Raw genomic sequence first — 21,918 nt, 5'->3', positions numbered from 1 at the left:
ATCCACTCCCTCAATTTACCGGGTTCAGACCGTAGGCCATTGCAAATACGGTGGCGTCGGGGACTGCTAGTTGCCCCAGCACAAGGGCCACCAACGTACCGAACACAATGAGAGCAATGACATGCAAGAGCACTGAGGATGCCTCGCGAGCATAGCTCTCGAAGCGCGTGCGGTTATCCGCAAGTGTCGTCTTCTGACGCGTCCACTTCTGCTTGTTCAGGCGGAAGAAGATGTAGGTCTTTATGATCGATCCGTAGATCTGGTTGAAATAAATAAAGAAGGGATAGAAGGCCGATACGCGCGGCCGTGAATTGAACAACATCAGTGTCAGGAGGTATCGCGTTACCAGAACCCACAGGAGGTAAATTGGGAAAGCGTAAGGTGTCGCAAACAGTCCGACCAAGAAAACCATCGCCAGCCCGGCAAGCGATGTCCACATGGAGATGCGCTGGTCAAAGATCGTCCACCATGTAAAGAGGCCGACTTTGGATGGTCCTAATGCCAACGCCCGTGTATTCGTGCGCAGCATATTGCCGAACCAGCGCACCATCAGCTGGGTCGCCGCCGGCAGAAAATACCTGGATGGGGGTTCCTCGACGGTCGCGACGACAACGTCAGGAATATATAGCATCTTGTAGCGGTTGCGCAGAAGCCAGAACCAACTCGACTTGTCATCTCCTGTCAGGAATTTGAGCCGACCGAACCGCCAGTGATCGACATAATCGGACTCGATCTGGTTTACGAAGTCGGGGTCACAAATGATCGACGCCCTGAACATCGACATGCGGCCCGTCAATGTGAGCACCTTGCCGGACAGTCCATTCGACGACATGAGAATATGGCGCTGAGCAAACCGCAAACTGTACCAGATATGAAACTTCGCCTTGCCGTGAACGCGCGAGATTTCATCCGTTGTGAGTGCCCCGACGCGGCTGTCGGCCTGGAAAAACCCCATGCACTTGCTGACGAGATCAGACGGTACGATTGAGTCCCCGTCGATGACGGCCACGACGTCGTCGACCTTCGGCTCCTGCCGGGAGATAGCGCGGAATGCATAGGCCAGCGCATCGCGCTTACCGCTTCCGGCTATGCGGGTGATGACCAGGCGAACGTTGCTGTTTTCGCCGCAGACCAGCTGATGTAGCTGCTTTATAAGGCGTTGATCGCCCATTTCGACGATGGAGGCGACTACCGTAGCGCCATTCGGCGCCCGTTTCGCTGCTTCGAAGGCTGCACGATAGACCGCCGCAGTTGTATCGCCGTCGATGCGAAAGCTGGTAACGAGGAGAAAGACGTGTTGCTCGTTCTCAGCGCTTTCGCGCATTGCCGTCTCGGCTGCAGCTCGCATACGCGGAAACACGATCGAGCGGTAGATGTTGGAACGCACGAAGTGCGCAAGGCCCCAGCCATATCGCCAGACAGCCAGGAAGCCGAGACCGAAAAGTGCACCTGAATGAGCGCTGGCAAGGCTGTCAAGAGGCGTAATGGAAGCGATGCAAAGGATCAAAGCAATGTAGGCGATATGGGCCTCAAGCGTTTCACTCCAGGCCACAAATCGTGACGTGGACCGCTCGCGCCGAGCAGATGACGTCGCCTGCAGGCGATCGACCGGCGCGGTAATCAGTCCATGGCCCTCGGCGTGCTGCATTCCTGCTCTTGCTCCCTGCCAAAATGGTTGGGCATCCTATGTCGAGATGCCTTCCTTCCTCGATTGCATCGAGGCGCCGACCGCTCGTTCGGTCGGCTCGAAACTGGTCACCAGCAAAGGCCGTGATAGATGACGTTTCTGTTTTCCGGCTTTTCGATGCGTGCTAGGTCGATCACAATCACAGGCTTGCCCGTAGATTCGATCGCATCCTTCAAGCCGGGATATTTGTTGCCGACCACGACGACCTCGGAGGCCGCAATTACGTCCTTGATGCTGTCACGCAAGAGCGGTGCGATGTGCTTTAGGAAGTTGCGACCTTGGTCTGCATCCGTTGCAACGTTCGGATCGTAGATCGCAACCTCCTTACCCTTACCTAGAAACCCCTCGACCAGTTCGAGCAACGGGCTTTCCCGGAGGTCATCGGTGTCGGCCTTGAAGGTCACACCAATGAAACCTATGGTCTCATGTGCAGCTGCATCCACCAGTGAACGTGCATGATCAATTTGAACGGTATTGGCGAGCCGGGCGGCGTCCAGGACCGGTGTCGGCACGTTCATGGAGCGGCCAAATGCCGTTAGCGCGCGCAGGTCTTTCGGAAGGCAGGAGCCGCCGTAGGCGAAGCCTGGTTTCATATAGGCCCTGGATATGTTGAGGCGTGTATCGGAGCACAGCACGTCCATGACAACGTGGCTATCGATGTCCTTGGCTTTGCAGATATTGCCGATCTCATTCGAGAAGCTGATCTTCACCGCATGCCAACAATTATTGGCGTACTTTACGATCTCTGCGCTGCGCATCGGGATGACGTGTGGGGTGACGCCGATATGGCCAACAAGTGTCCTGAGGGCTTCGATGGAGCGTGTGTCGTCGGCATATTGGCCAAAAACAATCGCGCCGGGCCTGTAATAGTCCGCAATCGCTGTGCTTTCGCGCAGGAATTCCGGGTAGTAGGCGACACCAAATTCGCGTCCTGCAATTTTGCCGGAAGCTCTCTCCAGTGTCGGAATGACAAGATCTTCCATTGTCCCGGGAAGAATGGTCGAGCGCATGACAACGATGTGAAAATCGACCTTGTGCCGCAGTGCCCTCCCAATGTCCTCGCAGACTTGACGAACGTGATTGGTATTCAGCGTTCCGTCAGGCAGGCTCGGGGTTCCGACGCAGCAGAACGAGATGTCCGTTTCGTTGATGGCGTCGGCAGCTGAATGTGTTGCACGCAACAGGTCGTTTGTATGTGCACTCTGTAGAAGTTCATCCAGACCCGGTTCGACAATGGGAGCCTGGCCGTCGGCAAGGTGCTGGACCTTGAACCGATCGGGATCGACCGCGACAACAGAGAAACCATCATTGCTAAGGCATGCAGAGGAAACGCATCCAACGTAGCCGGCACCAAAGACACTAACTCGATACGGTCGCGTTTCGGCACCCGGATAGTAATTTTCTAGAACAGCAAGTTTTCGCTTGGAGGCAACTCCGGCCGAATTAAGGTCCATTTCCATGTTTAACCTCATCTGCGCATAGTTGAACTATCCGCCGAAAAACGTCGTCGGAACACATGCTTACAGTCTAAGGAAACCCCCACACGACGTTACTTTCTGACCGTCTTTTTGTTGTGGCGGGGCGAATGCTAAGCGCAAATAACGACGCATGCAATAGGTAAAAATTAACTAAAGCTAATATATGGGATCTTGCCCACTCCATATGCCGACATTTCATAAATAAATCAGATAATTGTACCCGTATCGTAAAAGGTTTGCGGTGAGCGTTTTTGGCAGAAGACGTCTGCGACGTAATGATTAGCCGTCCATCACTTCTTGATGAATTGTGAAGAACGAGGGCTTTTTTCCTTCGAAGTCTAAAGAACATTCGCGTCTGCTTAACGATACTATGAAGCGAATGCGTTATACCCTTTTTATGCAGCAACGATTCCATGACTCGAAAGCAATGTTACAAGGGGTGAAAATGCCCTCGGGACTTTTGCTCCGTTACAATCACCTTCCGAAATCGCCGGTCAATTGATCTCGCTAGGACCCTTCCAGGTCGCCGGTATCGCCTTGCTTTATCGGAGAGCGAGAGGGGCTGACGGCAACGAAACGCAGTCTGATCGCCTGTTTCACTGTGTGACTTGCGTCGCCGGGGTGAAGACGCTGGCGTATCAGGATCATTGCGCCCCGACAGCCTCGGAGCTAGCAAGGAGCGTTTCCAACTACTCAAACGCCAGGCTCAGCCATCGGTCGTTTTCTGAAACATGAAACCGACTCTGCGGACGGTTGGACGGCGGCCCAACCGCTTCTGGCGTCGCTGGCGCGCGACGTGAGGTACGAGCGAAGCCAAGGGCCGTGTTGGTTAGTTTCCGTTTTGGCTAGAGGTCATGCGAGCGGCAGCATCAATCGGGGTGCACTTTAACGGGGCGCTCAAAGGGTGCCGCAGCTTACGTGGTTCAGGGCCATGTGAATCGTAATCCACGTTGCACGGAAGGCGGTCGACTGGCAATAATCATCACGAAGCAGCGCGACCTCGTCTGGTTTCGCCGTCGTTCGTCAACAATTCGCTGATCCTGCACGGACAGAGGTATGGGTCGCGCCGGCAAGCAGTGCCATCCTCCAAGCGGCGGTGGATTGATGGCGCGTTGGTTAGATCACGGCTTGGAAGTGTCAAGCTGTGCATGAAGCTGTGGCTCAGTGTTAGTCCATCCTTTCGGCGCGCCTTCGGGCAGGATCTCCGGGGTCGTGAAGTAGACACCGTCCGGGGTCGGGTTCGGAGTAGGCGTCACCGCCGCCTGGGGTGTTCCAGCAACCCCGGTCAGCAGCTGAATCCGCAGCAGCATGGCGAAGTCTTCGTGAACGGTGTTGTGGCAATGGTTCACATAGGACCCGCCGAATTCGCCGAACTGGACCTGGAAGGTGACGCTGCCGCTTTCTCCAAGCCGCCACACGTCCTTTCTGACCAGGTTCTCTGTCGGCCCCGGCGGCTTGCCATTGCGCAGCATCGTGACGCCTTCCTCGAAGTGCAGGTGAATGGGGTGATCCCATCCGCCGCCGCCATTCTTGTAGGTCCAGTGCTCCACTTCACCTGCTTTGGGAACCAGCAGGGAAATCCTGTTGGCATTCATGGAATGCGACGTCTCGCCATTGATGCGAATGGTCCATGGGAAAGTCACAGTCTCACCGCAGTCTGGCGTGCAGCCGTTCGGTCCACGCGAGTCTCCGGTTCCGGCCCTGCCAAATTCAACAACGCGCGTGCGCACCGGTGTGACGATCGGGATCTGCTCGGTCAGTACCGCCGGCACCTGGCTCCTGTCTAGGTCGGTGGCGCGGTGAATGACCCCTGGAACATCCACGCTTTCGACGGCACCAACAATCCGGAACTCGAGCATCGGACCCACAACGGGATCATCCGACGTGCCCTTCAGGGCCTTCGAAAGGCTGAGTTCTTCCTTTGGCCGTCGCCCATCCTCGTGGCGCAGATGATTGACCACTTTGATGCGGTCACCAACCTTGAAGCCGGAGAAATCGACGATGAAGTCATAGCGCTCGGCTATCCCTTGAACAGGAAGCGCTGTAAGCGTCAACGGATTGACGACAAGGTTGCCGTCATTGGCGATGAACTTGATCGGAACCGGATTGCCTTTCGCATCCGCGAGCCCGAGCTTCAGGAAGCGCGACATGCAGGCGTTGAGGGCACGGAACCGGTACTTGCGTGGCAGCACTTCGAAGAAGGGTGCAAACCCGAAGTTGACCAGCGGAACGTCGCCCAGCATGCCGTCGGTGTCGAAGATGTCGAAGTAGAGCTGGCCTGAGGCGTCGCAGGCGCAGTCAGAGAAGATCAGGTTGACATCAAAGTCGGTGTTTCCCCAGCCTAGCAGCTTGCCGCTCGGCAGTCTGAGATTGACGCCGTCCTGCAGCTCCTCATTGCCGCGGTCCGGGCCGCTGTAATAGTTGATGGCACCAAGGTTGCCCTTGTAGACGTTCTCGGCGGTGAAGAAGAAACGGTGGTCGTGGGCCCACATCGACCCCTGCAGTTCGCGGAAATCACCGGCGACATTGACGAGGCCGGTATTGTCGTCAGGACCGGAGGCGCGCGGGTCGCCGGCCTGGGTGTTGATCCTGTCGCGCCGGGCAAGCGCTGTGCTCCAGCGATAGTCATAGAAGGTGCCGGGGAAGTGGTGGACGTTTGCAGCCCCATCGCTTTCCGCGCCATTGTGGGCGTTGTGGAAGTGCAGCTGGGTCTCGTTGCGGCCGAAGCCGTTGTTTGCTGCCCGGTCAGCAGGCAGGTCGTTGTAGACCCTGGTGATGATCGGCTCGCCGTAGCGGCCCTTGATCAGGAATGGCGGCAGGGTGCATTCGCCTTGCCTTCCTGATGCGTAAGTCCAGACACTGTTCGGTTGTTGACGCTGGAAGCCATCGTGGAAATAGCCGCCCGATCCCTGGGCAACCTGGCCAAGCCGCATGATGTAGCCGACCTTCGGGAAGAACTCGTCCCAGCGCTGGTGCGCGAAGACCTCGCCTGGGGGACGTCCTTCAATCGGTCCGCGATAGGTCAGCGGATTGATGAATTGCCGGTTGGTCGGATCGGCGGAGAAATCCGTGTGATAGGACAGCCGCTTGGCCGGCCGCTCGCCGAGGCTGGCCGGAAAGGCCGCGTGTCCTTCGGCGGTTCTGGTGATCGGCAGCGGTTTGAGATGGTTCAGCCTGTGCATTGGCTGCGTGAATTTCTGGATACCGAACAGCGGTGTGCGCGGCGTGCCAGTCGGAACAGCCGCATAAGCGCTCTTTGCGAATGGGCTCAGCCCGTTCTTGCACGCCAGATATCCGCTTGCGGTGAAGATACCCCATCGCAACAACTCGCGGCGGGTCACTTGCCCCTGGTTTAACGCCCTGACAATTTCTGCACGATTGTCTCGTGCATGCTGCGCTTCTCTCTGCCTGATTCTAGATGCATCGTTAGGAATATACATTCGACCAGCCCCCAATCAAATGTAATCAAGCGCATCAACGCATGATGGCAAAAACACAATACTCCTTTGAACTAGCAACAACAAATGTTTATTAGATAGATGTTATATAATTGTCCATTTTTTTAGTGCAATGGAGATTGCAGGATACTCGAATATACAATTCATCCGCGGTCTCTACATTTTATCTACGCCGAGTCTATGAATTCCACTTACGCACCACCTCCCCTGACTTCCTCAATCCAAGAGGACCATCCTCGCCCGGCTGATCGCGCAAAGGAGCCCTTGGAAGGCGAACGAGGACTTGACGAACAAGTCCCCAATATAAGCTCTACTTCCAGAGAAGGTCGAGAAATACGACCCAGGACAGGGACGCCAACTATTCCCTCGACGACACCTGGCTGCTGGCATCGGCTTTGCGCCGGAATGGACGCTGGAGCTTCCAAGCTGTGCCTTCGAACTGAAGGGTTGCATGGAACAGGGAGAATCCAACCGCCTGTAGCGACATTGTGGATATGTTCCAACGCTCACAGGTCGGGCGCGTTCCGCTGATGCTTGGCTTGTCTGCCTGCCATTGAACGAGCCCGTTCGGTGGTCACGTCTCGCGTCCTGCCCCGGCTTGAGGTCCTGCCGGGCCCGCGCTGTCCCGCAACGGCGGTGCCGTCCTTCACTGGCGTTGCGGCCCTTTCGGGTGCGGGCCAGCGCTTGCAGCCTGGCGTTCGGACCGCCGTAGCAGGTCGCGATGGTCGCGACCTCGAAACGGAGGTTCGAACATGAACAGGCAGTCAACAAAGCAACGGCCCGATCTCTACAGCCGCATCACCGACAAGATCATCGCCGAACTCGACAAGGGCGTGCGACCCTGGATGCAGCCCTGGAATACGACACAGCCGCACGACCGCATCACCCGGCCCCTGCGCCACAATGGCCAACCCTATTCCGGCATCAACGTCGTGCTCCTCTGGTCCGAGACAATCTCTCGCGGCTTCAAGTCCGCGACCTGGATGACCTTCCGTCAGGCCCTGGAACTTGGCGGCGCGGTGCGCAAGGGCGAGACCGGCACGACCGTGGTGTTCGCCAGTTCCTTCATCCGCACCGAGACGGACGAGATTGGCCAAGAGGTCGAGCACGATATCCCATTCATGAAAGCCTACACCGTCTTCAATGCCGATCAGATCGATGGACTGGATGAACGCTTCCACCCACTTCCACCGGCGCAGGATCCGATGACGCGCATCGGACATGCCGACCACTTCTTTGCCAACACCGGTGCCCTGATCCGGCATGGCGGATCGGCGGCATATTATGCCCCGGCCCGCGATTACATCCAGATGCCGGCTTTCGAAACCTTCCGCGACGCGCAAAGCTACGTCGCCATCCTCACTCACGAGATGACCCACTGGACGGCGGCTGCGCATCGACTGGATCGCGATCTTAGCCGTTACGCCAAGGACAAGCACGAACGCGCCCGCGAGGAACTGATTGCCGAACTTGGCAGTTGTTTCCTCTGCGCCGATCTTGGCATTGTTCCAGAACTCGAACCACGGCCCGATCATGCGAGCTACCTCGCATCCTGGCTCGAGGTTCTCTCTGGCGACAAGCGGGCGATCTTTGCTGCCGCCAGCCACGCACAACGCGCTGTCAGCTACCTGCATTACCTGCAGCCCGACAGCATCATCGAAGGGGAGGCGGCGTGAGCCGTCTCCTCTTTTCACAACGCTCACTCATAGAAAAGCCGCGCTGCGTCAGGTTCTGGACAACACTGTTCAGGGCGATGGCCGCAGGACCGCAAATCGGCTAGCGGATTAGGGAGAATCCGATGAACTTGCTGATCGAAATGAGGCCGACTCTCGCTCTGCAATCGAAGGTCGTTTTGCTGGCGACAACCTGTTGCTGATCGGCGCAATCGAACGCGGCCTACGATGCTTGCAATTTACCTCCGCAGATGGATACAGGCGGCGGAACCATGAGCCCCGAGGGATGCCGCCCATTACCGCTCCATTTCGGCCGTCGATGCCGGTCCGTCATATGCAACCGAATGTTTCTGTGCGGATAGCTTCCCTTCAGAAGGCTGCTTCCTGATCAAGTGGTACGGTTCTTGTTTATTCACCGTGCGCGAAACGTGGCAATCGCTGTTTGACTATCCAAAGAACAGGAGCAAACAACGCCAGCAACATCCTGTGCTGGGGGGTGACCGCAAATGACTCCCAGAACGTCACCTGGATACTGAATGACGCAAGGGGAATGGTCTTGGTGATTGCATCAGCGCCAGCACCCGTCGCAAGTCGCTCACGACGCGGACGGGGAGAGGTGAGAAGGCGCTGCGACTGATCGTGGAGGACTGCGGATAACCGCGCAGATCCCGTTGGCGACGGTGTCCCTGATTGACAAACTTGGATCATGTGACTGCACCACATCGTTCCCAATTCGCACTCGCCACTGGGAGAGGGGCGCGATAGTGCAAGGTAGCTATTCTCTACCCGATGCAGCACCGACGAGTCATGGCGCGCATCGATTGCCCGCTCCTGCTTGGTGAAACCCATCCCCAATATTTCCCTTCGCGCCTAAGCCACGGCTACATAAATTGCCCTGCGTTTCACGATGATCAGCCCCCATACGACTGGCGTGTGTATGGCTTCGATCCAGTCGCTCGACAGATTGTGCGGCCATGAGGTCGGCCAGGCTAATCGCAGTTGTGCGTGCAGCAGCGCCCATAGGTATGCAAGAATGTAGCGTGGAAATTGCCACATGGGTCCCACCAGGGCCCAAAGAGACGAAGGCGATGAGGGCACAAGGGCGCACTTACGAGTTGCTGCGCAACTCGGCGCGCGGATGTGTGGATCCGCGGGTTGCCTTAGGGTTTGACGACCTAACTTTTCAGCGTGGAGCTAACTGCTAACATCGAGGCGCGCAGTACCTTGCGCCTTTGCGGCCGCTCGCGCGGCTGAACGCGACACAAACCAGCTGGATTGGCGGACCTACGCTGACCAATGGTGGCGACGGACCATGAGGCCGCGTTTGGGCAGTTTGACACGGCACGTCCAAGGTCACATCGCCATTGGCGACAACACGTGTTGCAAACTCTGCACCATCATTTACCACCTCTTGGCAGATGGCCCGGGTTGCCAGGCGCGACCCACCCCTTCAATCGGTGCAGGATCATCATATCTTTGAAGAACCGCGGCGAAACCCGGAAGTGCCGCGCTCCTATCGCCGAATGCAATACTCGTTCAGCAACTCTATTGGACGCGGGTTGCCCATAGTCGTTCGCCTTCCATGACCAAGTGGATTGCGATCACATGACCCTGAACCACGTAAGCTGCGACACGCTTTAAGCTCGGCGCTGGCGCTGGAGCCGGCCACCTCGTCTATCGTTGTTGTCACTCCAGCGGAAGCACGACGATCACAAGGGTGCCATTGCTACGGCGGATCGTCCTGATCTTGCCTCCGAATGCCCGAATGCGTCGTTTCTGCATCAGTTTTCCGAGGCGGACCCTATGTGGTGCGAACGCCTGCGCCTTTGGGGGGGCACCGATGTCGGCAATCGCGATCACGATCCGGTTACGCCGGATGCCGTACCCCAGTTGTTGGATGTTTCCCGGCGCATGTCTATGGGCATTCATCAACGCCTCTTGGATGAAGCGATAAACGCAGATGTTCAGATGTCCGCGGCTCGGATTGACGTCGAGCTGGCCCTTGATGGCTACGCGATTGCCTGTCAGATCGGTGTGGCGGCGAACTGCAAGCAGGACTGTTTCATTGAGGGAAATGTCGTCGAGCTCCGGTAGCACGAGACCGGATGAGATGTTTCGGATATCATCCAAAACGTGGGTTACGAATTGCAGGAGCTTTCCGACGCTCTCGACGGAGACGGCCACGGTGTTATCGCTCGACGCGGAAGGCCTCATGTCGCTTAGGCGAAGCTTGACCAAGGTTAGCACCTGTATCGGTCCATCATGAAGGTCACTGCCGATCTGGTCGAGTATCTTCTCGTTAAGTTTTCCCGCCTCCCGCCTTGCTCGCTCTGCTTCCAGCCGGAGCCGCCTATTCTGGTTTGACAGTTCCAGCGCGTGCCTAAGGCTGGCGCGGATAGCCGTGTGCTGGTCATCGATCAACCTGCTGCCGCTGCGCACGATCATATAGAGAAGCGTTAGCATGGGTACAGAAACAAGCAGCACGATCATCAGTGTGGTGCGCCAAGCGCCGGAGATTTCAGCAAGAAGGTAGTCAGGGTGCTCGTAGAACTCGCCAACGAGAATCGTCTTACCCCGAGCATCGCGAACAAGCGGTGCATAGACTTCGATAAATTCCGCGTGTCGCTCCTCTCCAGAGTAGGCGTGCTTTGCTGTCTTCGTTCGGGATACGACCACTTCGCCGTTGAGTGCGCGCTTCAACTCATCGAAAACACGTTCACGTCCTGCCTGCTGCCCGGACGTGGAATAGAACAGGCTCCCATCGGGATTCCAGATCTTTATCTCGCTTACATGTTGGCCGAGTGGGCTGTCGCCGAGCAGCTGGTTGAGCCTATCCCTCAGCTCCGGCGACAGCCGCTTTGTTTGAATATCCTGGTCCGAAATCAACGGCTCGACGAACGTCTGCAGGTAGCCGGCACCAACGCTGCCAGCCCCCTTCATGATAGCCTTCTCGATGCTCTTTGTGGTCCACAGTCCAAGTACGAACATGAGTACAAGCACGATCAACGACGCGATGAGAATGAACTTCACCTCGAGGCGTAATTTACCCACCTTCGCGCTTGCCCGCTGCCACAAGGCGGTGTGTCGCCCCGGCGCGGCCCTCTTCGCCTCTCCCTGCATCAACGCCATGCTCCCCCGAATCGCGATGCTTCTGATTATATTCATGTTTGCGAATATTTTTCGCTCTGGCAACATAAAGCGGGGTCATGCCTGCCCACCGATCGAACGTCAATTCGAGACCTTTTCCACGAAAGTGAAGTGTCCTTCAGGACAGCGTCGTTCGGCCTTTAGTCTTGCTTAGCAGTACGACCTTTGTTGCTTATCGTCGCATACTATAGTCTTGGCAATCGCCGGACCTTGTTCTCTGTGTTCTGGATATCCTGAAATATATAAGTATCGGCATAAAGAATAATCTGCCTCCCGAGCGTCTGAAACGTTGCTCGTGAGGTCGGGAGCTACGCCAGAGGAGAGGGAAATGGCTGCGTTTACGCTGAACTTGCAGGACATGATGTTCATTCTGCGTCAGATCAAGGTTGCCGAGGCACATGCCGCTGGGACGCCCCTGACGGAAATATACGTCGACGCAGAGGGGAATGTGGTCGAGGCGGGAACGCCCGGCGCTGTCCTTGCCATTCCGGACCCGCATGTTCCGGTGGGTCTACGCACCGTGGACGGCACATACAACAACATCGTTCCGGGCCGCGAACTCTGGGGCGCGGCCGACCAGGGCATGCCCCGCATGCTGGACGGCAACGTCGTCAATGAGAACGAGGACACCTGGACGGTCGATCTTGACGGTCCGGCTCCCGGCAGCAATCCGCCGGTCACGCTAACCGACAACTACGGCACGCCCGGAAATGTCGCGGATCGTGATCCGCGCCAGATTTCCAATCTCATCGTCGACATGAGCCTTAACAATCCAGCGGCGATCGTCGCGGCGTTGACGTTCGCAGGTTCGGAAGATCCGACCGGCGACATGCAGCTCCTCCTAGCGGCACGCCTCACCCAGACCGAGGCCGACGCAGCGCTCCTCGCCGCACAGGCAGCGCTCGTTGACGCAAACGCCGACCTGGACGCAGCGGTGAACGCCTACGTCTTGTCCCCGTCGTCGGACACAATCAACGCGATCCAAGATGCCGCGGAAGCCCTGACGGTCGCCGAGCAAGTACTTGCAAGAGCCGAAGCCACGGCGCTCGACCCGGACGCCGCCTTCCAGGCGCTTGCCGAAGAGATGGGCCTCGTCGTCAACGAAGAAGGCTCGCTCGTTATCCCGAACGTCGCGCCGGACGAAGGACTGTCCGCGCCCTTCAACGCCTGGATGACGTTCTTCGGGCAGTTCTTCGACCATGGCCTCGACCTCATCACCAAGGGCGGCAACGGCACGATCTACATTCCGCTCGCGAATGACGATCCGCTTGTCGTCGGCGACGACGGCATCTTTGGGACCGCGGACGATCTTCCGCCCCAGCTACGCTTCATGCAGCTCACCAGGGCGGCGGCCGAACCCGGAGCGGACGGCGTTCTTGGCACAGCCGACGACATCCATACCAACACCACGACCTCATGGGTCGATCAGAACCAGACCTATACGTCTCACGCCTCTCATCAGGTCTTCCTGAGGGAATACGAGATCAATGACCTCGGCCGGCCTGAGGCGACGGGCAAGCTGCTCGACGGCCAGACTCCTGAGGGAGTGAAAAATGGACTTCCCACCTGGGCCGACGTGAAGGAGCAGGCGCTGATGCTCGGCATCCAGCTGACAGACGCCGATGTTCTCAACATCCCGCTGATCCGCACCGACCAGTACGGCAAGTTCATTCCGGACGCATTCGGTTATGCCCAGGTCATCACCGGCCTCGGCTTGGACGGCATTCCGAACACGGAGGATGACGTTGTCGTCTCGCGCGGCAATAGCGGCATCAACGTCAATTCGCTGACGGCGGGGGCGATCCGGACCGGGCATGCTTTCCTCGATGATATCGCGAACCTGGCCAATCCGCTCGACAGCCGTACCGGCCTGATGAAGGTTCGGTCCGAAGATGGCGTGGTCAACGACACGAACGGTAATGGCCGGATCGATGCAGGAGAGACCCCTCTCCCGGCTGGCAGCTATGACGGCGATCTGCTCGACCGCCATTTCATCACCGGCGACGGACGCGGCAACGAGAATATCGGCCTGACCGCCGTTCATCACGTTTTCCACTCCGAGCACAACCGCCAAATCGACTCCCAAAAGCTGGTCATCCTGCAGAGCGGAGACGTCGAGTTCATCAACGAATGGCTGCAGGGAGACATTGGCTCGCTGCCCGCCGGCTTCGCTACGATGTCGGCTCTTGACCAGCTAACCTATGCCAACACTCTCGACTGGGACGGCGAACGCCTGTTCCAGGCCGGCCGCTTCGCCACAGAGATGCAATATCAGCACCTCGTCTTCGAGGAGTTCGCCCGCAAGGTTCAGCCGGCGATCGACCCGTTCGTCTTCAACTCGGTCACGGACATCGATCCGTCGATCTTCTCCGAATTCGCGAACGTGGTGTACCGCTTCGGCCATTCCATGCTGACCGACAGCATGCCTCGCGTGATCCTGAACGAGGATGGAACCGTCGCCACGGTCGACGACATGGGCCTCATCGCGTCCTTCCTGAATCCGGTCGCGTTCAACAACGACGGCGCGCTGACGGCGGAAGAAGCTGCCGGTGCGATCGTGCGCGGAATGACGACCGAACGCGGCAACGAGATCGACGAATTCATCACCGGCGCGCTGCGCAACAACCTGCTGGGCTTGCCGCTCGACCTCGCGACGATCAATATCGCCCGCGGCCGTGACACCGGTATGCCGACGCTCAATCAGGCCCGCGAACAATTGTTCGCAGCAACGGGCTCGACCTTCCTGACGCCGTACGACAGCTGGACCGATTTCGCGGCCAATCTGAAGAACCCGATTTCGGTTGTGAACTTTATTGCTGCCTATGGCATCCACACCTCCATCACTGCTGCCACCACGCTCGAGCAGAAGCGCGACGCCGCTTGGGCGCTTGTGTTTGGTGAAGCTGTCGGAACGGCGGCCGAGGTCCCGGCAGACCGGCTTGACTTCCTCAACAGCACCGGCGGTTACAACGCCGGCAACAACGGCCTCAACACGATCGATCTCTGGATTGGTGGGCTCGCCGAAAAGAAGATGCCGTTCGGCGGCTTCCTCGGCTCGACCTTCAACGCGGTGTTCGAGGCACAGCTCGAGGCGTTGCAGGACGGCGATCGCTTCTACTACCTTACCCGCACGCAGGGTCAGAACTTCCTGAACATGCTGGAGCAGAACTCGTTCGCCAAGATGATCATGGCGAACACGGACATCTCGCAGCCTGGCGCGGACGGTATCCGCGGCACGGCCGACGACGTGATCAGCCGACACATCGGCGTCGACTCCTTCGCGAACTACGACTTCGTGCTGGAGGTTAACGGCGCCAACCAGGCCGACTACGATCCTAGTAGTGATGCCCTTGATGCTGTTGATCCGCTTGGCAATGACCCGGCGCTTGAAGCCATGGGTCTCGGCAAGGTCCAGCGCGACAATCCCGGCACAATCGGACTCGACGCCAACTATCTCCGCTTCACTGGCGGCGAGCACGTCGTGGTGGGCGGCACTAACGGAAACGACACAATCATCACCGATTTCGGCGACGACGGCATCTGGGGCGATGCCGGCAATGACCGCATCGAGTCCGGCGCGGGCGTCGACCTTGTCAACGGTGGTGCCGGCAACGACATCATCACCGACAGCGGCGACAGCGGCGACTTCATCAAGGGCGACGAAGGCGACGATGTGATCGCCAATTCGAACGGCCTCGACATCCTGATGGGCGGTACCGGCAAGGACGCCATCTTCGTGGGTGTCGACGACACGGAAGTCTTCGGTGGCGAGGGCGATGACTTTATCGCCGGCGGCGAAGGTGTCGACCTTCTTATGGGCAACGAAGGCGACGACTGGATTGAAGGTGCCGGCGGCTTCGACACGACGGCCGGTGACAACTCGGAGCTGTTCTTCAACAGCACCATCAAGGGCCATGACGTCATGTTCTCCGGCAACGAAGAGCACGACTTTGACGGTGAATCCGGCGACGACATCATGGTGCAGGGCGAAAGCGTCATGCGCAACGAAGGCATGTTCGGCTTCGACTGGGCGATCTTCAAGGGCATGGCGCTGGATGGCTACGCCGATATGCGCATTCCCATCTTCACCACCGAGCAGGAAGACATCCTGCGCAACCGCTTCGATAAGGTCGAGGCACTCTCCGGTTGGAACGGCGACGACACGCTCTGGGGTGACGACCGTGTGTTCGGCGAGATCGCGCCTGGTGACACGGTCGCGACCACGGAGAACATCTTCTTCAACGACGGCCTCGACCAGGCCGGCATCGACCGGATCAGGGGTCTCGAAGAGATCGTCAGCATCGGGCCGACCGGCTTCTTCGAAGCGGGCAACATCCTTCTCGGCGGCGCCGGCAGCGACAACCTGCGCGGCAATGGCGGCGACGACATCCTCGATGGCGACCGCTGGCTGAATGTCAGCATTGGCATCCTGAGACCCGGCGGCGACCCAGATAATCCTAATGACCGCGTGAAAATCGACTCCATGCGGCATACGTTCGGCGAAGGCGCCGACGTGCCTGCAGCATGGCAAGGGCGATCGCTGTTCGAGCTTCTGGTGGACCGCACGATCGTGCCCAGCCAGATGGAGATTGTCCGCGAGATCGTCACCAACGGTGTGACGGCGGACGACGAGGACGTTGCGTTCTTCAATGATGTTCGCGCCAATTACACGATCGTGCGAAATCCGGACGGCAGTGTCACCGTCACGCATGTCACCGTGAGCAACGTCGTCGATCCGCTAACAGAGCGCAATCTTGTGTCTGACGGCGTCGACACACTCAGGAACGTTGAAATCGCACGCTTCACCGACGAAGACTTCCTGCTCGTCAACCGGCCTCCCACGGGCTTCCCGACGATCACCGGCACCGAGAACGTCCTGACCGCCAATATCAGCGGCATCGCGGACGCGAACGGCCTGCCCCCGGCCGCGGACTTCGACTACCAGTGGCAGGTCTCGACCGACGGCCTTGGCGGCTGGGCCAATATCGGCGCCAACAGCCCGACCCTCACGGTCGCGAACAACGATAACCGCTTCTACCGAGTGACCGTCAGCTACACGGACGACAGCGGCTACCTGGAAACCGTTACCTCGCAGATGACCGCTGTCATCGGCGACAACAACGGCGGCGCAGTCAATGATACGCTGAATGGAACCGCCGACCCGAACCTCATAAACGGGCGCGATGGCAACGACGTTCTCAATGGCCTTCAGGGCGACGACGTCATCAATGGCGGCGACGACAACGATACGCTGAACGGTGGCGCCGGCAACGACACGCTGAACGGCGGTGCCGGAACCGACACTGCGACCTACGCGGCGGCGACCTCCGCGGTCACGGTCAACCTGACCCTCGGAACCGCCAGCGGCGCTGACGGAAACGACACCCTGTCGAGCGTCGAGAACGTCACGGGCGGCGGCTTCGACGACACGATCACCGGTAGCGCTGGCGGGAACACGCTGGTCGGCGGCGCGGGCAACGACACGCTGCGCGGCGCCGGTGGCACCGACACGCTGCAGGGCGGAGCCAACGACGACACTTACGTCTTCGGTCTCACGGACGGCAACGACACGATCAGCGGCGAAGCCGGCGGCAACGATCGCATCGTCATCGCAGCAGCGGGAGCGGCATTGACCGGTCTTGCCTTCAGCGACGACGACACTGGCACCGGAAACGGCAACCTGGATATCAGCTTCAACGGCCAGACCGTGACCGTGATCGATCATTTCGACACGGCACCGGGCAATGAGGGCGTCGAGCGGATCAACTTCGATGGCGCCACCTATGGTGGCTACCAGCTCGGCTCGGGCGACTACACGATCAGCACGGCCGATCCGGCCAATAGTGGAGCTCCTGCTGCCCGGACGGTTACCGTCGCATCCGGCAACAACCTTCTCGCTGGCGAGACCGGTGCGGATCGCCTCACCGGCGGCACCGGCAACGATCTTCTGTTCGGCGGTGACGGCAATGACATCCTGGCGGGCGGCGGAGGCAGCGACCTCCTCGTCGGCGGAGACGGAAACGACACGGTCAACGGCGGCGATGGCGACGATGTCATTGTCTATGACATCGACGAAGGCAACGGCGGAGCAGACACGATCAATGGCGGCGCAAATACCGATACGCTCGCGATCATTGATGGTGGGGGAGCAGACGTCGAAACCTTGGCGGTCAATTTCGATGGAACTCGCATCACTCAGATTGAGGGCGGCGGGTCAGTCGCTGCGGACGTCGAGAGTATTACTGCCAGCCTTGGTGCCGGGGTCGATACCCTCGCCTACACCACAGCAAGCGCGGTGTCCGTGGATCTGGCCGCCGGCACGGCGAGTGGCTTCACGTCGATCTCCGGCGTTGACAACGTCTCTGGTGGCACAGGCAACGACACCTTCCGCGGGAACGCCGATGACAATGCCTTTGTCGGCAACGCCGGTACCGATCGCGTCGTGTTCACTGGATCCATCCTGGCGCACAGCTTCGCGCTCGATGGCGCTAACCTCGACGTCACAGGCGCTGGTGGCCTGGATACGTTGACCAGCGTCGAGCAAGTCGAGTTCGATGAAGGCGTCTATTCGATCCTCCAAGGCACGGGTGGCGCCAATACGCTGAACGGCGGCGCCAATTCGGACCTGATCCTAGGCGGCGGTGGCATCGACACGATCAATGCCGGTGCCGGTGATGACATGATCGTCTACAACGCCGCGACCGATCTCGCTGCGCGTGACATCATCAATGGCGGCACCGAAGGCGCCGAGGGCGATACGTTCGTCATCAACGGCACGAATGCCGCTGAAACATATCGGGTCTATACGCGGGCAGCCTGGGCTGCAGTTGCTGGAAACAACGTCGCCAACCTGGCCGCTGCGACCGAAATCGTGATCACGAGAAACGGTACTGGCTTTGCTCAGGTGATCGCGGAACTTGCGGACATCGAGGAGATTCGGATCAACACCGGCCCGGGCAACGACACCGTGCTGCCGATCGGAGACTTTTCGCCTACGAACCTGAGCTTCAACACCATTACCATTGAGGGTTCCGAAGGCAACGACACGGTCGACATCTCCAGCCTGGCGTCCGCTCATCGTATCGTGTTCAAATCCTACGGCGGCAATGACACGATCATCGGCACGATGCGCCCGCAGGACGTCATTGAATTGGCGGCCGGACAGTCGCTCGCGAACTACACCTCGACCGTCAATTCAAACGGCACGACGACCTTGTCGAACGGGACGCACTCGATCACCTTCACGGGTACCGTTCCGCCTCAGATCGTTTCGCCGGATGACGACGAGATTGATGGTGCGTTCGCCTACACCGCAAGCGACATCGCGGGTCTTCAGGCCCTCGTCCGCGGACAGCAACCTCCAGGTGCTGGCGACGACGACGTGCCGCTCGGCTATCGCACTCTCTCGGGTTGGGGCAACAACGAGGGCCATGCGACTTGGGGCAGTGCCGATCAGGCCTTCATCCGCCTGACCGAGGCACGCTACGGCGAGCCTGACGCCTCCGGCAACAAGGCCATCAATCCGATCTTCCAGGGTCTCGATGCGCGCCAGCTCAGCGATATCCTGGGTGATCAGGAGGCCGGGCTGCCGCATGCCGGCAACGACGCGAACATCTTCTTCATGGCCATGGGGCAGTACATCGATCACGGCCTCGATTTCCTGCCGAAGGGCGGCAATGGAACGATCCAGATTGGCGCGCCTGGCGGCGGCGGGCCTTCGGGCAGTGGCAACCCTGCCGATCTGACACGTGGCACCGTCATCGGCTATGATGAGGACGGCAATCCGCTCCACAAGAACCAGACTTCTCCTTTCGTCGACCAGAACCAGGCCTACGGCTCGCACAATCTTGTCGGGCAGTTCCTGCGCGAAGGCGATGGAAATGGTGGCCTCGGTTCACACCTCCTGGCCGGGGCGCCGGATCCGTCCAACACGGAATTCAATCTGCTTCCGACCCTGCGCGAGCTGATTGTTCATCACTGGGAGAACGACACGATCTTCAAGGATCCGTCGCTTCCCGGCGGACAGATGAGCTTCCGCACCTACTACACGAACTACCAGATCGACGCGAACACGAACGGAACGCTGTTCGATCCGCAGACCGGTGGGTTCGATCCAGGCGTCCTGTCGAAGTTCATTTCGAACTTCATGGGTTCGACGCATCCTCTGCTGCTCGACGCGAATCCGTTCGTAAATGTGCTCGATCACTACATTGCCGGCGACGGGCGCACCAATGAGAACTTCGCGCTGACCTCGATCCACACGATCTGGGCGCGCAACCACAACTTCCACGTGGAGGGCCTGGAAGCGGCCGGCTTCGAGGGCACTGCGGAAGAACTCTTTCAAGCTGCCAAGATGCTGAATGAAGCCGAGTATCAGCGCGTTGTCTTCGACGAATATCTCGAGGTTCTCCTCGGCGGCCTGCGCAGCGAAGGCACGCATGGCTTCGAGGAATACGATCCGAACTCCAATCCCGCGATTTCGCATGAATTTGCGGCGGCGGCGTTCCGCTTCGGTCACTCGCTGATCGGGCAGACGATGACTGTACTTGATGAGAACGGTCAGCCGCAGCAGGTGCAGCTGTTCGACGCATTCCTCAACCCGAGCAATGATCCGAGCGTTTTCACGCAGCCGATTCCCGTACTCAACCAGTACGGATATTTCCCGCAGCCGGGCTATGCCCAGCACGGGGTCGGCTCGATCATCGGCGGCACGCTCACCCAGCCAGCCGAAGACGTCGATTTCAACATCGTCGATGCGGTCCGCGACAATCTTGTCCGCATCAGCGCAGACCTGTTCGCCTTTAATGTGGCGCGCGGCTGGGATCTCGGTCTCGGAACGCTCAACCAGATCCGTGCGGATTTGGCCGCTTCGAACAATCCTTACGTGGTTGAAGCAGTCGGTTTCGCCGGCGGTAATCTCAACCCGTATACGTCCTGGCAGGACTTCCAGATGCGTAACGGGTTGAGCAACGCGGTCATTGCCCAGTTCATGCAAGCCTATCCGGATCTCGTGCTCGACACGCCGGAGAAAATTGCAGCCTTCGTGGCGGTCAATCCCGACATTCAGCTGCTCGACGGTGCGAACGGCGCAAAGATCGTCAAGGGGATCGATCGGGTCGACTTCTGGGTCGGTGGCCTTGCTGAAGCCCATATCAACGGCGGTATCGTCGGCCAGACTTTCTGGGTCGTTCTCAGTGAGCAGTTTGAACGCCTGCAGGATGCGGACCGGTTCTACTATATCGAACGGTTCGATGACTTCGACTTCTACGAAGATTTCATCGACGGCCAGGAATTCGCAGACATCGTCGCCCGCAACACCGGCCTCGAGAATCTGCCTGAGCACATCTTCGAGACCGAGGAACTCGATGACGATGGTGGCAATGGCGGCGACGACGATGACGATGATGATGACGACACTTCGTCGGGTGGAGACGACGATGACGACGACGACGACACCTCGTCGGGCGGAGACGACGACGATGATGACGACGACGACACCTCGTCGGGCGGAGACGACGATGACGACGACGATGACGACACCTCGTCGGGTGGAGACGACGACGATGATGACGACGACGACACCTCGTCGGGCGGAGACGACGATGACGACGACGATGACGACACCTCGTCGGGTGGAGACGACGACAATGATGACGGCACGACGCCGCTGCCAGTCGCGGCACGGACATTACTCGGGACGGCGGCTGCGGATGTCCTGGTGGGTGCCGGTGGTGCCGATACGATCCTTGGTGGTGGTGCCGGTGATATCGTGGTCGGCGATGCCGGGTCGGATATCCTCAAGGGTGAGGACGGTGACGACGTGGTGACAGCCGGTGACGGCGACGACAGTGTCACCGGTGGTGACGGCAATGACGAGCTGCATGGCGGGTCGGGTGACGACATGCTGTTCGGCAATGCCGGTCGCGACATGATCCATGGTGAGGGCGGCAACGACTTCATCGAGGGTGGCGCCGGTGAGGATCAGGTCTGGGCCGGTGCCGGCAACGATACGGTGATCGCGTCTGCCGGCGACGGCGACGACCAGTACTGGGGCGGCGACGGCACCGACACGCTGGATTATGCGGTGGCGACGGCGAACCTGACGGTGGACCTCGGCAACGGCTTCATGCAGCGCGGCCAGGTGTCGGGCGGCACGACCGGGACGGATGTGGTCTACGGCTTCGAGAACGTCGTCACCGGCTCCGGTCACGATACGATCACGGCCACGGCCGCGGTCAACATCATGGACGGCGGGCTTGGCAACGACACCTTCCGCTTCCTGTCGGCAGGGGCTGCAGACGGCGACACGATCCACGGCTTCCAGCCTGGCGACAAGATCGACTTTGCAGCGATCGACGCCAATACCGGGGCGGCGGGCGTGCAGCACTTCTCGCTGGCATCGGGTGGTTCGCTGACGGCGGCCGGCCAGGTTGTGGTCACGCATGAGGTGCTTGATGGCAACGAGTTCACCGTCA

Annotated in this window: 6 protein-coding genes; 2 read left to right on the top strand and 4 right to left on the bottom strand. The window is 59.2% G+C overall.

Annotation, left to right across the window (positions count from 1 at the left end; genetic code table 11):
• Positions 1–10: 10 nt before the first annotated feature.
• The 3 genes from JNB88_RS06200 to JNB88_RS06190 form a co-directional block, all read right to left on the bottom strand.
• The gene (locus JNB88_RS06200; RefSeq protein ID WP_220354709.1) at positions 11–1,648 is read right to left on the bottom strand and encodes a glycosyltransferase; all 1,638 of its coding nucleotides are present in this window, start codon (positions 1,646–1,648) and stop codon (positions 11–13) included.
• Between the two features lie 107 nt (positions 1,649–1,755).
• The gene (locus JNB88_RS06195; RefSeq protein WP_037134292.1) at positions 1,756–3,147 is read right to left on the bottom strand and encodes a nucleotide sugar dehydrogenase; all 1,392 of its coding nucleotides are present in this window, start codon (positions 3,145–3,147) and stop codon (positions 1,756–1,758) included.
• A gap of 1,139 nt (positions 3,148–4,286) precedes the next feature.
• Positions 4,287–6,506: a multicopper oxidase family protein gene (locus JNB88_RS06190; protein WP_338110961.1), complete on the bottom strand. Its 2,220-nt coding sequence runs from the start codon at positions 6,504–6,506 to the stop codon at positions 4,287–4,289.
• Between the two features lie 869 nt (positions 6,507–7,375).
• On the opposite strand from JNB88_RS06190, the gene JNB88_RS06185 reads away from it, so the two are divergent.
• On the top strand, positions 7,376–8,299 hold the full coding sequence (locus tag JNB88_RS06185) for an ArdC family protein (protein WP_220354707.1): 924 nt from the start codon (positions 7,376–7,378) through the stop codon (positions 8,297–8,299).
• 1,683 nt (positions 8,300–9,982) lie between these two features.
• Here JNB88_RS06185 and JNB88_RS06180 read toward each other — a convergent pair.
• Positions 9,983–11,425, bottom strand: coding sequence for a sensor histidine kinase (locus JNB88_RS06180; RefSeq protein WP_220354706.1), 1,443 nt, complete (start codon positions 11,423–11,425; stop codon positions 9,983–9,985).
• A gap of 346 nt (positions 11,426–11,771) precedes the next feature.
• Here JNB88_RS06180 and JNB88_RS33440 point away from each other — a divergent pair.
• Positions 11,772–21,918, top strand: a 10,147-nt coding sequence (locus tag JNB88_RS33440) for a peroxidase family protein (RefSeq protein ID WP_223217093.1), incomplete at its 3' end; no start/stop codon positions are given.

The sequence above is a fragment of the Rhizobium cauense genome, from assembly GCF_019511525.1.
In the GTDB taxonomy this organism is placed as follows: domain Bacteria; phylum Pseudomonadota; class Alphaproteobacteria; order Rhizobiales; family Rhizobiaceae; genus Rhizobium; species Rhizobium cauense.
This window is presented reverse-complemented; position numbering and strand designations above follow the sequence as displayed.